This window comes from Zarconia navalis LEGE 11467, assembly GCF_015207075.1.
Classification (GTDB): domain Bacteria; phylum Cyanobacteriota; class Cyanobacteriia; order Cyanobacteriales; family Geitlerinemataceae; genus Zarconia; species Zarconia navalis.
In genome coordinates this window covers 1-13,751 of the sequence record NZ_JADEXN010000069.1, presented here as the reverse complement: position 1 = coordinate 13,751, position 13,751 = coordinate 1, and the positions used below count along the sequence as shown (strand labels likewise).

Annotated in this window: 12 protein-coding genes; 8 read left to right on the top strand and 4 right to left on the bottom strand. The window is 46.6% G+C overall.

The features are described from left to right. Nucleotides 1-50: 50 nt before the first annotated feature. The 6 genes from IQ235_RS05700 to IQ235_RS05675 all read left to right on the top strand — a co-directional run bounded on the left by IQ235_RS05700 (nt 51) and on the right by IQ235_RS05675 (nt 5,745). Nucleotides 51-362 carry an iron chelate uptake ABC transporter family permease subunit gene (locus tag IQ235_RS05700; protein WP_264320529.1) on the top strand — a complete coding sequence of 104 codons (312 nt, stop codon included), beginning with the start codon at nt 51-53 and terminating at the stop codon, nt 360-362. A gap of 2 nt (nt 363-364) precedes the next feature. Continuing rightward, nucleotides 365-1,159 (top strand): ABC transporter ATP-binding protein, encoded by a 795-nt coding sequence (locus tag IQ235_RS05695; protein ID WP_264320528.1) that lies wholly within the window; start codon nt 365-367, stop codon nt 1,157-1,159. Nucleotides 1,160-1,264: 105 nt separating this feature from the next. Beyond that, nucleotides 1,265-2,170, top strand: coding sequence for an ABC transporter substrate-binding protein (locus tag IQ235_RS05690; RefSeq protein ID WP_264320527.1), 906 nt, complete (start codon nt 1,265-1,267; stop codon nt 2,168-2,170). Between the two features lie 700 nt (nt 2,171-2,870). Then, nucleotides 2,871-3,140, top strand: a complete 270-nt coding sequence (locus tag IQ235_RS05685; protein ID WP_264320526.1) for a hypothetical protein — start codon at nt 2,871-2,873, stop codon at nt 3,138-3,140. Nucleotides 3,141-3,226: 86 nt separating this feature from the next. Next, a complete protein-coding gene (locus IQ235_RS05680; protein WP_264320525.1) occupies nt 3,227-4,774 on the top strand; it encodes a hypothetical protein in 1,548 nt (515 codons plus the stop codon). Further along, the gene (locus IQ235_RS05675; protein ID WP_264320524.1) at nt 4,765-5,745 is read left to right on the top strand and encodes a type III-B CRISPR module-associated protein Cmr3; all 981 of its coding nucleotides are present in this window, start codon (nt 4,765-4,767) and stop codon (nt 5,743-5,745) included. Before IQ235_RS05680 ends, IQ235_RS05675 begins: the two co-directional genes overlap by 10 nt. A gap of 49 nt (nt 5,746-5,794) precedes the next feature. On the opposite strand, the gene IQ235_RS05670 is transcribed toward IQ235_RS05675, so the two are convergent. Beyond that, the gene (locus IQ235_RS05670; protein ID WP_264320523.1) at nt 5,795-7,036 is read right to left on the bottom strand and encodes a calcium-binding protein; all 1,242 of its coding nucleotides are present in this window, start codon (nt 7,034-7,036) and stop codon (nt 5,795-5,797) included. A 643-nt stretch (nt 7,037-7,679) separates the two neighbouring features. Between IQ235_RS05670 and IQ235_RS05665 the strand changes: the two genes are divergently transcribed. Continuing rightward, a complete protein-coding gene (locus tag IQ235_RS05665; RefSeq protein WP_264320522.1) occupies nt 7,680-7,907 on the top strand; it encodes a hypothetical protein in 228 nt (75 codons plus the stop codon). Between the two features lie 61 nt (nt 7,908-7,968). Here IQ235_RS05665 and IQ235_RS05660 read toward each other — a convergent pair whose 3' ends face one another. After that, nucleotides 7,969-10,071, bottom strand: a complete 2,103-nt coding sequence (locus IQ235_RS05660) for a right-handed parallel beta-helix repeat-containing protein (protein ID WP_264320521.1) — start codon at nt 10,069-10,071, stop codon at nt 7,969-7,971. A 357-nt stretch (nt 10,072-10,428) separates the two neighbouring features. Here IQ235_RS05660 and IQ235_RS05655 point away from each other — a divergent pair, with 357 nt between their 5' ends. Then, entirely contained in the window at nt 10,429-11,883 is a 1,455-nt protein-coding gene (locus IQ235_RS05655) for a phosphoglucomutase/phosphomannomutase family protein (protein ID WP_264320520.1), read from the top strand. A 132-nt stretch (nt 11,884-12,015) separates the two neighbouring features. Here the strand turns inward: IQ235_RS05655 and IQ235_RS05650 are convergent, their stop codons facing one another. Together IQ235_RS05650 and IQ235_RS05645 are read right to left on the bottom strand one after the other, a co-directional pair. Next, the gene (locus IQ235_RS05650; protein ID WP_264320519.1) at nt 12,016-12,942 is read right to left on the bottom strand and encodes an Rpn family recombination-promoting nuclease/putative transposase; all 927 of its coding nucleotides are present in this window, start codon (nt 12,940-12,942) and stop codon (nt 12,016-12,018) included. 241 nt (nt 12,943-13,183) lie between these two features. Next, a complete protein-coding gene (locus tag IQ235_RS05645) occupies nt 13,184-13,585 on the bottom strand; it encodes a DUF6228 family protein (RefSeq protein WP_264320518.1) in 402 nt (133 codons plus the stop codon). Between the last annotated feature and the right edge of the window lie 166 nt (nt 13,586-13,751).

The window sequence follows — 13,751 nt, the reverse complement described above, 5'->3', positions numbered from 1 at the left end:
CTTGGATTAATTGACTCAATTTGGGGGACGATTTGTAAGTGGGGTTGGGAATGTCACCGTTGCGCGCCCGCTCGGCAATTGGGATAACCGCAGCTCTCCTGGCGGCAGGTGCGGTGAGTATTGCCGGGTTAATTGGCTTTGTGGGACTGATCGTGCCCCATGGGGTTCGGCTGCTGGTGGGCACAGACTATCGGGCGGTGATTCCCTTCTCGGCATTGGGGGGAGCGCTGGTTCTGGCTTTGGCCGACTTGCTCTCGCGTTTGGGTTCGGTGGAACTGCCGGTGGGCATCGTGACTGCCTTTTTAGGCGCGCCGGTATTTATCTGGTTGCTGTACCGTCGTTCGAGCTTGGGAGGAGTATAGCCATGCCGTTGGAGGCTCAGAATCTGTCGGGAGGATACGGCACGACAACCATTGTCGAAGCGATCGATTTAGCCCTCGAACAGGGGGAATGGCTGAGCTTGCTGGGGGCAAACGGTTCGGGTAAATCGACGTTGTTGCGCCTCATGAGTCGCATTCTCGCGCCGCAGCAGGGGGTTGTTTTTCTCGATGGCAAAGCGATTCACAGCCAACCCATACAAGCTGTGGCGCGGCAACTGGCGATTTTGCCCCAACAGCAAACGGTTCCTCCCGGTTTAACCGTAGAACAACTGGTGAGTTTGGGCCGCGCGCCGTATCAAAATTGGTGGGAATGGGAACTCGATGCGGTGGGGAAACAGAAGGTGGAAGAGGCGATGAGTGAAACGGGGGTGATGCGATTTCGCGAGCGCTCCGTGGCTCAGCTTTCCGGTGGGGAAAAGCAGCGGGTGTTTTTAGCTTTGGCACTGGCTCAAAATCCAAAAGTGCTGTTACTCGATGAACCCACCACCTATCTCGATATTCGCTATCAGCTTCAGTTACTCGATTTACTTAAAGACTTGAATCAAAAGCAAGAACTGGCAATTATTACCGTGTTGCACGATATTAATTTGGCAGCTCGATATAGCGATCGCCTCGCTCTCCTGCGCCAGGGTCGATTGTTTGGTGTGGGTACGGTGGAAGCCATGCTCGCGCCGGAGAACGTGGCAGCAGTTTTTGATGTGGATGCGATCGTTCTGGATACTCCAGTGGGGGTTCAGATTTGTCCGATTTCTGACGGATTAAAAACAGAGAATCAATAGACATCTGGGAAAAACAGAGAACGGGGGTAAAATTTGATGGTTCTAGTACGAGCGTCGATCGTATATTCGATCTCTAAATTTGATTGACGAATATTTGGGTGAAAAATGATTAAGTTTCTAAAAAATGGGTTGATTTTGTGCGTTGTTTTAATTTTAGTTTCCTGCACGAATTCTCAACTTTCAACAAATACTTCTGAAGTGAATTCCGCCGAAAACTCTGCCGAAACGGTTACAGAAGCTGTTGTCGATCGAGTGGTCGCCCTGTCCTCTTTAACCGCCGATATTACCCAACAGCTTGCAGCTTCAAAACTGGTGGGAATTCCCGGTAGCGATGTATTGAAAGAAGACCCTCGATTTGCCGAATTGCCGACGGTCAGTAGCGGTCGCACGCCACCGAATTTAGAAGCGATTGTTGCCCTAGAACCGGAGTTGGTTTTGGGAGCGGCGGGGTTTCATGATGCCATTACCCAGCGATTAGATGAAATTGGGATTGCGACGCAGTTGGTGAAGGTGGATAGTTGGGAGACCTTGACGCAAATTACTGAAGATTTAGCCGATCGATTAAGTGCCGATGCCGAACCTTTGTTGGAGCGATATCAGGCTTGTTTGGCAAAAGCCCCAATTCAGGGTAAATCGACTTTAGTTCTCGTCAGTCGCCAGCCCATTTTAGCCCCGAATAAAACGAGTTGGGCGGGGGATTTCTTGCAAGAGTTTAATACTCCTAATTTAGCAGCAGAACTACAAGGCGAAAGTCCGATCGGGGGATATGTGACGTTATCGGCCGAGAAGGTATTACAGGAAAACCCCGATACGATTTTAATTGTCGATCCGGGGAATGAAGGAATTTTGGAACAGTTTCAAAAAGATGTGTTCTGGAAGCAACTGCAAGCAAGCCAGAACGATCGTATTTATACCGTAGATTACTATGGTTTAATCAATCCCGGTAGTATTGGAAAAATCGAGGAAGCGTGCAACAAACTTGGTGAAATTATGGAAAATTCGGGTAGCTGAGGACGAAAGTAAAAATAGAAATCAAAATCTATTAGATAAAATGAATAAGCCGTCAGTAACTTTAGGAACTGACGGCTTATTTCTGAGCTAGCTTGCTAGCAATCTTTGAGTAATTACTCAAAGATTGCTAAATCACCTTCAGTCCAGAACTTAATTAGTATTGTGTTTACCGTGTTTTCAACAAATCGACTTCACCCAGTCGGCGGGATACTTACAAATACTAGGGAATTGCTGAGTAAGCAGATTTACTATACCCCATAATTGTAGCTGAAAATAGAAATGTATATTCAGTTACTTCTTTATAAAAATCTACAATTCTCTTATAAAAACCGACACAATCTGGGGTAAAAGCTATGCTATTTTAGAAAGTACCTATCTCTTTAACATGGAGCTAACTCATGAAGCTAATCGACCCTGGAGGCTTTGCCACCAATCAGTTTCAGAACCTAATCAGTCTAGTAGTTAAACGAAATACAACCACAATGAGTCTCAAAGATATCCAGCGAACTAGGACGCTCATCTCTTCACGAGCCGACTGGAAAAATCCTAATCTTTCCAAACAACTCACAAGAAAACTTCCGATTCCACTCTCCTGCTGCTCTCATGGAGCAAGTACCCAGCAAGCGTTAGTACAACTTCGTACCAACGTAACTGTGGGCCAAGCTTCTGAGCAATGCATGGTATAGGAGGCGGATACACGATGCAATTGAATATTCCTGTCTGCGTCTGGATGTTTTTTTGTTCAGGCATTGTTCTACTGTTTCAGCAACTGGAGCTTGAACCAGGAGAATGTAGCGCACTGATTGTCAGCCTTTCTGCTCTTGTTTTCGGCGGTAAGTCGATTTACCTCATGCTCACAACTGGAGAACTGTCTGGAATCGGCTTGGTCGTACTTACACTTGGAGTGTGCAACTTCATTTGGACACCTATCCAAGTGATGGTGCAATTCGTAGACCGAGTCTTTTCGTAACAATCTATAAAGGAAGTTATCAAGCCGAGTATCTGCTCGGCTTGGTACTACCGTCTGTGTCTATTTATCTATGGGTATCTCTCAAAATGGAAAACTTAAAATATACTGCTGTTGAATTTAAATTTATTGAGAGATTTGAGGAGAATTTTCGTTTGATAGATATTGTTGGAAAATCTTCTCTAAATCATCTTCTTATCCATAATTTTTGTGATGCAGTAGAAAAACAAGATAATCGTATAATTTCTTCAAATATATACGATGAAATCTGGGGAATTGAAACCCCTATTATTATTCAGGGGAGTATCGATTATCACACGGCAATCTCTATCTTTGAGAAAACTTGGAAAATAATTACCCGTACCTGTCGTTTTTGGATAGAAGACCACATTCAGGAAGAATATCGCTGGCGGCAAGCCTGGAGATTATGGGAAAACCATGCTTTTTCTGTCGTAGTCGTACATGCAGAAAGTTTAAGTTTACTCTATGACAAGCTAGAAAGTGCTTGGCTAGAACACCGCTGGATTAGTGTTAATTGGCAAGGAGAGAGTTCTTCTATCTCGGGTATTAATGCAATAGCCTGGTCGGGTATGGATAGAAATCTTCAGTTCACAGGCATAGAGTCACAATTAAATTTTGAAAGTATAGATCGTTTTTATGAAAAGCTAAATCGCAAGCTAGAACATTATTTTATTCAAAAGGGAGAATATTTAAATATTATTGAACTTATTCAAAGATTGTTGACTTGCAAGGAAATTCTAAACAATTCAAATTATAAACCGATTAGATCGTATTCTATTCAGAATTTACTAATGAATTGCGATCTAGAGCGTACTAACAATCAACTTTGGACAGGTTGGTTTCAAGGAGGTGGAGATCGTATTACACAATATATCAGAAAAATGACTATACAGGAACAAAATAAAATTAAAAATTTACAGAACTTTAGTAATACGATTAATCAATGGATAAAGCAATCGCTAAAACCTAGTTTGTCCGAAATTCTGGGACAAATCATATATGCGAAAAGAGATGAGTTTCTCAGTATTTTTGACTATCCTGGTCAATTAAATTTGTCTTCATATGAATGTCTGGAGTGGTTATATGACTTTAACTCGGAACGAAAATCGAGCATTTGGAAGCAACACGGACAACCAATTACAATAAGTGCGAGTTTTATCTGGGCTGCCGCAGGTATTCGTCAACAATATGTGCTACGCCACTGTCGAGAAGCCCAGCAGTCAGCTAAACAAAAAGGAGGAGATCGCCTTGCCTTGCGAGTTTTATTTAAAAGTGGAAACTATCTAGAATGGATTTGTCCTTGGTGGTTTCTACAGCCGGTATTAGAAGGATATCGAGATCGTAGCGGTCAAAAAAATTGGAGACATATTTATACTGATATTGCCCAATTGGAATCTCGTCATGCTTTTTCTGGAAAAGATTCAGAAGTTGCTTTGGGGTTATTTCAAATTTACTTTGGTTTTGATAATCGCAGCATCCTTGAAAAGTATCTTTGGGAGACTGAAGGCAAAGCGGGAATTTTAGGAAACGACCGGCACGATTGCTCCAACTCTCACCAAGCGATCGATAACTGGATTATAAAGTTAGCAAAGATAGGTTTTCATCTATGCCAGTAGCCTTTAATTTTTTAATTGCGATCGAACCGTTAGGATGGCTTAGTAGTGGTGCCGGTCAGTTTGCGACTTCCGGAAATATTTCAGTTAGAACGAGAACGAGTTTTCCTCCTCATACCCCAACCCTTTCGGGTCTCTACGCACTCAATTACAATGACAGTGAATTAGAGAAGTTGCAGCTTGCCGGTCCTTTTTGGGCGAAAACAGACGATCCTCAAAACTTTTATATTCCCACACCTTTCAATTACTCGATCGCAGATTGGAAGATTAACGATCGATTGATTTGGAATTCAAATACACACCAATGGCAAACAGGATCGGGTGTAGCACTCTCGGATTTACCCCCAAGCCCAGCCTCTTGGATCTCCATTCACGACTGGCATCAACCTCAACAGACTCAGCCCAATCCCTGGATTCAATTTCCTGTTTGCCATTCTCGATTGAAATTAGATGAGCGTCAGCTTGCTCTTGATGAGCAGAGCAACTTATTTCAAGAAAATGTCATTCAGATGAACCCTGCAACATGCTTAGTCTATTTAGCAAATTTACCTTTACCGAATAGCTGGTATCGTTTTGGAGGAGAGTCACATATAGTGAATCTGGACTGTCTCGACCTAGCCGTTGATACTCAACAGCTATTAAATCAGCGACCCGGTAAAACTTTCACCCTAATTTCACCAACAATTTGGGGTTCTAATCGTTTGTCTTACACAGAGCCAATCAACATCAGGAACGATGAACGGGAACCTATTTGGGACATTGAAGCAATCCTGACTCAACCGCCCTCAGCTTTTCGCCATCGCCTAGGGGGAAAATTATCTCGCGGACGCTATGCCGTTCCGGCGGGTACTGTTTACGTTCTCAACTCTCCCCTCATGACAACTTGGCAAGAGTGGCCCGAAGCTTGGTTTCCTTCAGAAGGCTACTCGTTTAAACGTTGGGGATGTGGGTTAGCGCTACCACTCGTGGAGTAATAGAGGTCAACAGCCGTTGACCCCTACCCGTCTTTTGCAGTGCTTAAACTCAGACGAAATCGATGTCGGCGGCAGACAGGGTCTGGTCTGGCACAATCGCGAGGGTTCCACTGCCAAAATCAATCTGGGTGTCACCAGCGACTGTTGTGACTGATACATCTGCAACGGTTAAACCGTTCCTCAAGCTGATGGAGTCTTCCCCAACGGTAAAGTCAGCGATGATGTCCGTTCCGTGGTTAGGGGCGAAAACAAACATATCGCGTCCCTCACCCCCAATAATTGTGTCATCTCCTTTCCAACCAAGGAGAAAGTCATCACCGGCACCACCATCGAGTACATCGTCGCCGGCTTCGCCCCAGAGTCGATCGTTTCCATCGCCACCAAGGAGGATATCATCTCCACCCTGACCGACTAAGCGATCGTCACCGGCTTCCCCGAGAAGCAAGTCATTGTCACGACCGCCTCTGAGGAGATCTTTGTCATCACCCCCTTCGAGAGTGTCTTCTCCGAAACCGCCATTGAGAGTATCTTCTCCGCGCCAGCCCTTGATAAAGTCGCTACCAACGCCGCCATCGAGTACATCGTCGCCAGCTTCGCCCCAGATTTTGTCGTTGCCTTCGCCTCCCAAGAGAGTGTCGTCTCCACCCTGACCGACTAAGCGATCGTCACCGGCTTCCCCGAGAAGCAAGTCATTGTCGCGATTGCCTTTAAGTAGGTCGTTTCCATCCCCCCCCTCGAGAGTATCTTCTCCGAAACCGCCATTGAGGGTGTCTTCTCCGCGCCAGCCTTTGAGTAAGTCGTTACCGCCATCGCCATTAAGTAAATCGTCGCCAGCTTCGCCCCAGAGTTTGTCGTTTCCATCGCCACCATTGAGAGTGTCATCTCCCCCCTGACCGACTAAGCGATCGTCTCCGTCTTGACCGAAGAGTAGGTCATCGTTGCGATTGCCTTTGAGGAGGTCGTCTCCGGCTTCACCCCAGAGAGTATCTTCTCCAGCGCCACCATCAAGAGTATCGTCTCCACCTTGACCGACTAAGCGATCGTCTCCATCTTGACCTCTGAGTACGTCATTGTTGCGACCGCCTTTGAGGAGGTCGTCTCCGGCTTCACCCCAAAGAGTATCTTCGCCAAAACCACCATCAAGGGTGTCGTCTCCTGCCTGACCGACTAATGCGTCGTCTCCATCTAGTCCATTGATTAAGTCGTCGCCGGCTTTACCTCTAATAGTGTCATTATCATTGGTGCCGTTGAGAGTGTCATTTCCGTTGGTGGCGTTTTGTGGAGTACTCATTGTGATTCTCTTTAATGTGTAATGTATGTGGAAGTTGTCAAATGTGTCTATGGGAAAAAATTTACGAACCTATGAGTGAGTTCGTTAGATACACCAGTTTTTTCAAAAATATAGTGGGGAATGACTTGTCAACTTCCCCGATCGATTGATTGGTAAGGGGTCTCTCCTAAGAGTTCAAACGATTTACAAAAAATCGTGACCAATACCCGTTGGGTTTCTGGAGACTTCCCCTAAACACTTTAATAGTAGATAAAGCGTTTAACTTTCGATGCTAAAACCACTCAAATCCTAGATATAGTTAGTTGAGATGGGATTCTTTTGCCGAACTTGATTATCATTATTCGCACACTCGATAATTTAATGCTAGAGAATTGAAGCGAACTTCTTACAAAGATTATAGAAAAAAGCTGAGTGTGAATAAATCACAAAGTTACCCAAGAGCGCTCCTGCCTGGACTTTAGTTTCGTCAGTATACACACTGAATAAGAAGTCGATAATGTTAAGAATTAATATATTTAGATTGCTTTTTATGAAATTCCCTTGAGTTTTTCAAATTTTATCCAAAATTATACAGAAGTTGACCCTTTCTGACCTTGGTACATTCCGTAAATTTACTAAACGAGGGTCGATCGATTCGCCTCTAATGGCCCCTCAATACTTCTCCACTCCTATGGGTATCCCAGTGCTGCATCCACCCACACCGGCAATTACCGTTCCTTCGCCCGTTGGACTGAATCGGCGCTTTATAGAACCCATTCACTCACACCGCCAATTGCTGTTCCTTCGCGAGTGGTGTGTCCCATTCATTCTGCGGAACTGTCGGGTGAGTATTTTACAAGACAGAACCCACCCGATCGCCCTTCGCGCTTAGGGGAAGCAAAGCGAGTTAACCCTCAGAATTTCTGTGGCCGAGTACTAGAGAGGTCTAACCTTTACCCAAACAGCGTACTTGGCTCGACATCTGTTCCCATCAGGGCCGTTCCCTCGGCGATGAAGTTCCCAGATAAGCCGAGTGTGCTCACCCCCGCAGATGCACTCACCACGGAATTCGGACCGAAGATATTGCCGGTAATCGTCACCTGCGTTGCCTCGGCAATGGTCGTTCCCGTGGCGAATAGAAGCGATCCCGTGCCCTCTGTGGTGTAGCCGCTGACGGTATTATCGGTAATGCTCAGACTCATAAAATCCCCGTCGGTGAGGGTGATGCCGCCATCGGTGTTGGCGATTCCCGCCCCATCTGTCCCGGCGATGGTATTCCCCGTTACCGTGACGTTAGTAGACGTGGAACTGCTGCCAATTTCGATACCCGACCCCCCCGCAGCCGGGGTGTTGATAGTGTTATTTTCCAGGGTGACTCCCGTAACCGCATCGACGACAATTCCATCTACGGCGGCCCCGGCGGTTTCGAGGGTAATGGTATTATTGGCGATCGTTCCCGTCTCTAGGTTTCGAGCGCTAATGGCCGTTTCCGTCATGGCGCTGAAGACGTTATTTTGAATTGCTAGGTTCGATCCCGCCGCGTTGATGCCCGACCCCGTCAACTCCAGACCATCGATAGTGACATCGGTAACCCCAACGATCGCAACTCCCCCCGCGAGAATAGCCTCATCTCCTCGGCTTTCTCCTTCGACAGGGCCACCAACGTTGGGCCCGATGAGCTTCACCGGATTGTTGATATTTAGGGCTTCGCTGTAGGTTCCCGGTGCAATTCGGATCGTATCTTCTGCTTCCCCAGCGCTGGTATCGGTGCCGTTGCCAATCTCTGCATCTCCAATGGCTTGGCTGACTCGCGCGTAGACGCGGATGGTTCCGGCTTCGGGGTCTTGTCCGTCGGCCCCAGCATTTAGCGTCACGTCGAGGAAACTCACCCCTTCTGCATCCAGGGCCGTCGCACCCGCTTCGGTGAGGGAAAGCTGTCCCATTTCGTCGATGGTGAAGGCATTTTCTACCGCTGTCCCGGTACTATTTTCCACCGCCGTGATATTAAAACTAGTTGCCCCACTGGCTGTAATTTCCCCAATAACCCCAGGGGTATCGGCAACTAAAAGTTCTGCACCTTGGAGGCGTGGGGCGGTACTGTCGCCGCCGCTGCCGCCACCGGCATCTCCACCACCGGGTAAATCTGTGGGGACGTTGAAACTTTCGACGGTAATAGTTGTTGCGGGAACTCCGACGAGAACGGCCAATAATTGTCCTTCAGTGGTACTGATAATCGTATCGTTGATATTGAAGCCCGTTCCTTGAGCAATATCGAGATTCTCGAATTGCAAGCCACTGCCCAATTGTAAGAAGTCTTCGTTGGCTCTATAGTCGGTAATGATGTCCGCGCTGCCGATGTCAGAAATAATCACGAAGACATCGCCACCCAGTTCCCCAGTGAGGGTATCGTTACCCAAGTCACCGAGAAGTCGATCGTTACCATCGCCGCCGAAAATCAAATCTTGTCCCTCGCCCCCTTGCAAGGTATCGGAACCCTGACCGCCGCCAATAATGTCGTTTCCCAGGTCGCCAAAGACGGAATCGTCGCCGATATTTCCAGCAACGAAATCATCTCCTTGGCCGCCAAACATCGTATCGTTTCCCTGACCGCCAAATAGGACATCTACTCCACCATTTCCAAAAACCGTGTCATCCCCTTGATTGCCAAACATCGTATCGTTTCCCAGGTCGCCGAAAAGTAGATCGTTCTCGGCTTCTCCCATTGCCATATCGTCACCTTGTCCGGCAAATAAGGAGTCATCTCCATCCCCGCCAACTAAGAAATCATTTCCAGCATTGCCGAAGAGAAGATCGTTTCCCGCCTCCCCGGCAATATTATCGTCATCGGCTTCTCCAGCGACGGTATCATCTCCCTGTCCGCCAAATAGGATATCAATTCCCGCACCCCCAAAAATCAAATCTCCATCGGCATTTCCTGATAGAAAGTCATTCCCTTCTATGCCCACTAAAACATCAATTCCACCTAAAGCAATAACTGTATCATCCCCGATCGTTCCTGGGAAAAAATCAGCTTCTGGGGTGAGAATAGTGGTCATAGAGATGTCCTCCTAAAGTTTTTAGGTGAAAATACAGTTGACTGAGTTAAAAGGGAGCGGTACGTTCGGATATTCGATCGCCATGATGTAGCCTTGTTAACCATAAAAGAGACATTTATCGATCTCCCGTTCGATCGCCCCTCAAGATTTAGGTTGCTAAACTATTGATAGCACTTCAAGTATTGCCACCGAAATATTGATTTGTCGATCGAGATCGACCGATGGCGATTGATGGCTACAACGCTCAATAGTTGTAGCACAAAATTTGACAGGGTTCGCGAAAATCTCCCGTTACAGTTAGCTGGTTTACGATAAACTTCAGGCTGACGACCCCAAACAACCGAGGCAACATCGACTATGGCTCAACTTTCTTCAATTTCTACATTCGCTAACCCCATCAAATTTGGAACCGATGGTTGGCGCGGTACGATCGCCGCTGACTTTACCTTCGAGCGCGTGGTTCGCGTCGCTCCGATTGCGGTGCGGGTGCTTGCCCAAATGTATGGCGATACCGGCAGCAATACCGTAATTGTCGGGTACGATCGCCGCTTCATGGCCGAAGATTTTGCCCGTGTCGCCGCCGAAGCTATTCAAAGAGCGGGTTTTGACGTGTTGCTATCGAGCAGTTACGCCTCCACTCCAGCATTTAGTTGGGCGGCCCACCACCGTCAAGCTTTGGGGGCGATCGTGATGACGGCCAGCCACAACCCCGCCCAGTATTTGGGACTAAAAGTCAAGGGGGCTTTTGGCGGTTCGGTGTCTCCAGACGTGACGAAGAAAATTGAAGCTCAACTCGATGCAGAAACCGACCTCATTGCCGAGAAACCCGGTTCTTTGGAAATGTTCGACCCTTGGCCGGAGTTCTGTGCGGATTTGCGAACGAAAGTGGATATCGAGGCGATTCGAGGGGCGATTTCTGAGGGAAAACTGAGTGTCTTTGCCGATGTGATGCACGGTGCGGCTGCTGGTGGGTTGGAGCAAATCCTCGAAACATCGATTGGCGAAATTAACAGCGATCGCGATCCCCTCTTCGGTGGCGGCGCGCCGGAACCCCTGCCCCGTTATTTAGATGAATTGTTCGAGAAAACCCGCGATCGCAGCCGCAGCCACGGCGGATTAGTGGTGGGGTTAGTATTTGATGGCGATGGCGATCGAATTGCCGCCACAGACGGCGAGGGTAACTTCCTCAGCTCTCAGATTTTGATTCCGATTCTGATCGAACATTTATCCGAGCGACGGGGGTTTAAAGGGGAACTCGTTAAAACTGTCAGCGGCTCGGATTTGATGCCTCGGGTTGCCAAGCTCTACGATTTACCAGTGTTTGAAACGCCGGTGGGTTATAAGTATATTGCCGATCGAATGCTCTCCTCGGATGTGTTGCTCGGCGGGGAAGAATCCGGCGGCATCGGTTACAACACCCATATTCCCGAGCGGGATGCTCTCCTCTCGGCGCTGTACGTCCTCGAAGCCGTTGTCAAATCCGGGCAAGATTTGAGCGTTTTGTATCGGCAATTGCAGGAAAAAACGGGATTTACCTCGGCTTACGATCGCATCGATTTACCCTTGGCGAATATGGACGTGCGGGCGAAATTGCTCGATCGGTTGCAGACTCAACCGGTGGTGGAAGTCGCTGGAGAATCGGTGACGAAGTGTTCCACTGAAGATGGTTACAAATTCCGCCTCGCTAATGATAGTTGGCTGCTGATTCGGTTTAGCGGTACGGAACCGGTGTTGCGTCTATATTCTGAAGCACCCACTATCGAGTGCGTCCGGAAAAACTTAGCCTGGGCGAAAGATTGGGCGACTCGTTAAACGCAAGTGGAGGGGAATTGGGGAGATGACGAACTCCGAATATTTGGCGTTGACTTTCTTTCTCGATCTCCTCTGGCCGAAATCAAAGGGAAAAGTAGTTTAGAACGATTCTGGCTAATGAAGTTGTTTTTCTTAGCCAGAATTGGATTGTAGCCAGTTTAGTAAGTCCTCACGGGTATTAAAATCCCAAATTGCCGCTCCCAAAGCGTCGAGTTGCTGGGAACTTAGAGCTTCAACCAAGGCGATCGCATCTTGGGAAAGTTCTCCAAAACGGCGCTCCAACTGTCGTATCAGTAAGCTCCTTTCCCCTTCGATTCTCCCCTCTTCTCGACCCTCTTCTCGACCTTCCCTTTTCGCAAAACTCAAGGCACCTCGCCTATCTTCCAAGAAGATTTCCTGTTTGCGAATCTTTTCCAAGTCTTCCACGCTTAAACTCGCCCGATCGGCAATATTTAATGCTTTTTCAAGCTGAGGAATTTCCCGCATCGTATCGGGAATGACCTCTAAACTGGGAGCTTCTTTAATAAAGTAAATCCACTTTTCGACGATATTTTGCAAATCGTCTAGTTTCTTTTTGAACTTAGGTAGTTCCACAAATACCATTTTTAACTCATTTTCCTGATAGGAAAAATGCTCTTCCTCTTCTTGAAAGTAGAAACTCGTAATCACTTTCTGGGTTGAGGGAAACAGTTGAAAATCTGCGATCGTCAAAGCAATAACAGGATTGAGATCGAAATATCCCTGTCCGGATTTGAGTTGATTGCCATAGGTTTTGCACAAGTTATAGACGATGCGCTTTTGGAAAGCCTCCACGTTCCAGAGTTGCATCTCGACAATAACTGTGGTTCCATCATTTAAAACTGCTTTGATATCCAGATACGTATCTTTCAACTCCACCACATCCCCAGCATTATAGGGGTCAATAATTTCTAAGTCCTGAATCACTGAATCCCCAGAGTAAATCATGGCATTCAGGAAAGAAATGAGAATATCTTTACTTTGAGCAGATCCAAAGATTTTCTTAAATGCAAAATCGGTTTTAGGACTGATAAACTGCATGGCTTATAGTAGTTTATACTGGTAAATTTATGATTTTTTCTAAATTTAAAGCGAAGAATAAAAAATATTTAGAATAATAGCTTTTAATATAGCATTTCTGGTGCGAGTGAGGTCAAAATCATAGAAGGCTAGATTTCGCCGCTCCTCTTGCGATCGATGAGATTTAGAAAGATGTGCTCTCGAGCTTGACTTCTTCAAAGGCAATAACCATTATCCACCTTAGATATCTGGTAATTTGAGATTACATTCCCGCAAACAACCTTCTTACTTCATATGCGATTTGTTCGAGTTGTCCAGCTTCTACTTTTACATTAAACTTTACAGATGCAGACCAGCATTCGGGAGCATTACGTTCTACCAACGTGCCTGCGATCGAAATATGTCCTAATTTATCTGAAGTGCACGAGAGACTAAAATCATCTTCAGTCGCACCCCAAGTTTTTACGCCTTCCCAACCTTGCCAGTTTTCAGCCATTTCCAAAAATAAATGAGTTAACCGATCGTAGTCTCCGGTATAAACCCAAACTGGTTGTGATGCATTCATTGAGAAGCTCGAAAATGCGACGGTAAAGTATTCATGTTCGACATCTGAAAATTCTAGCTTCGAGCTTGTGTTTGCAGACTTAATGGTTACCTTGTTCATTCAGCTCTAAATGGTGAAACACTTGTCAGAGCGAGAGTTCTGCAAAGCTTTGTCAACTTCGACTGAAAATGGTTGAATCCGTGTTTGTCGAATCCACTTAAAATACCCAGCCCACAAATCCTCCCAGTATCAACCCAACCCCCGCTACACTTGCCATCACTCGTAC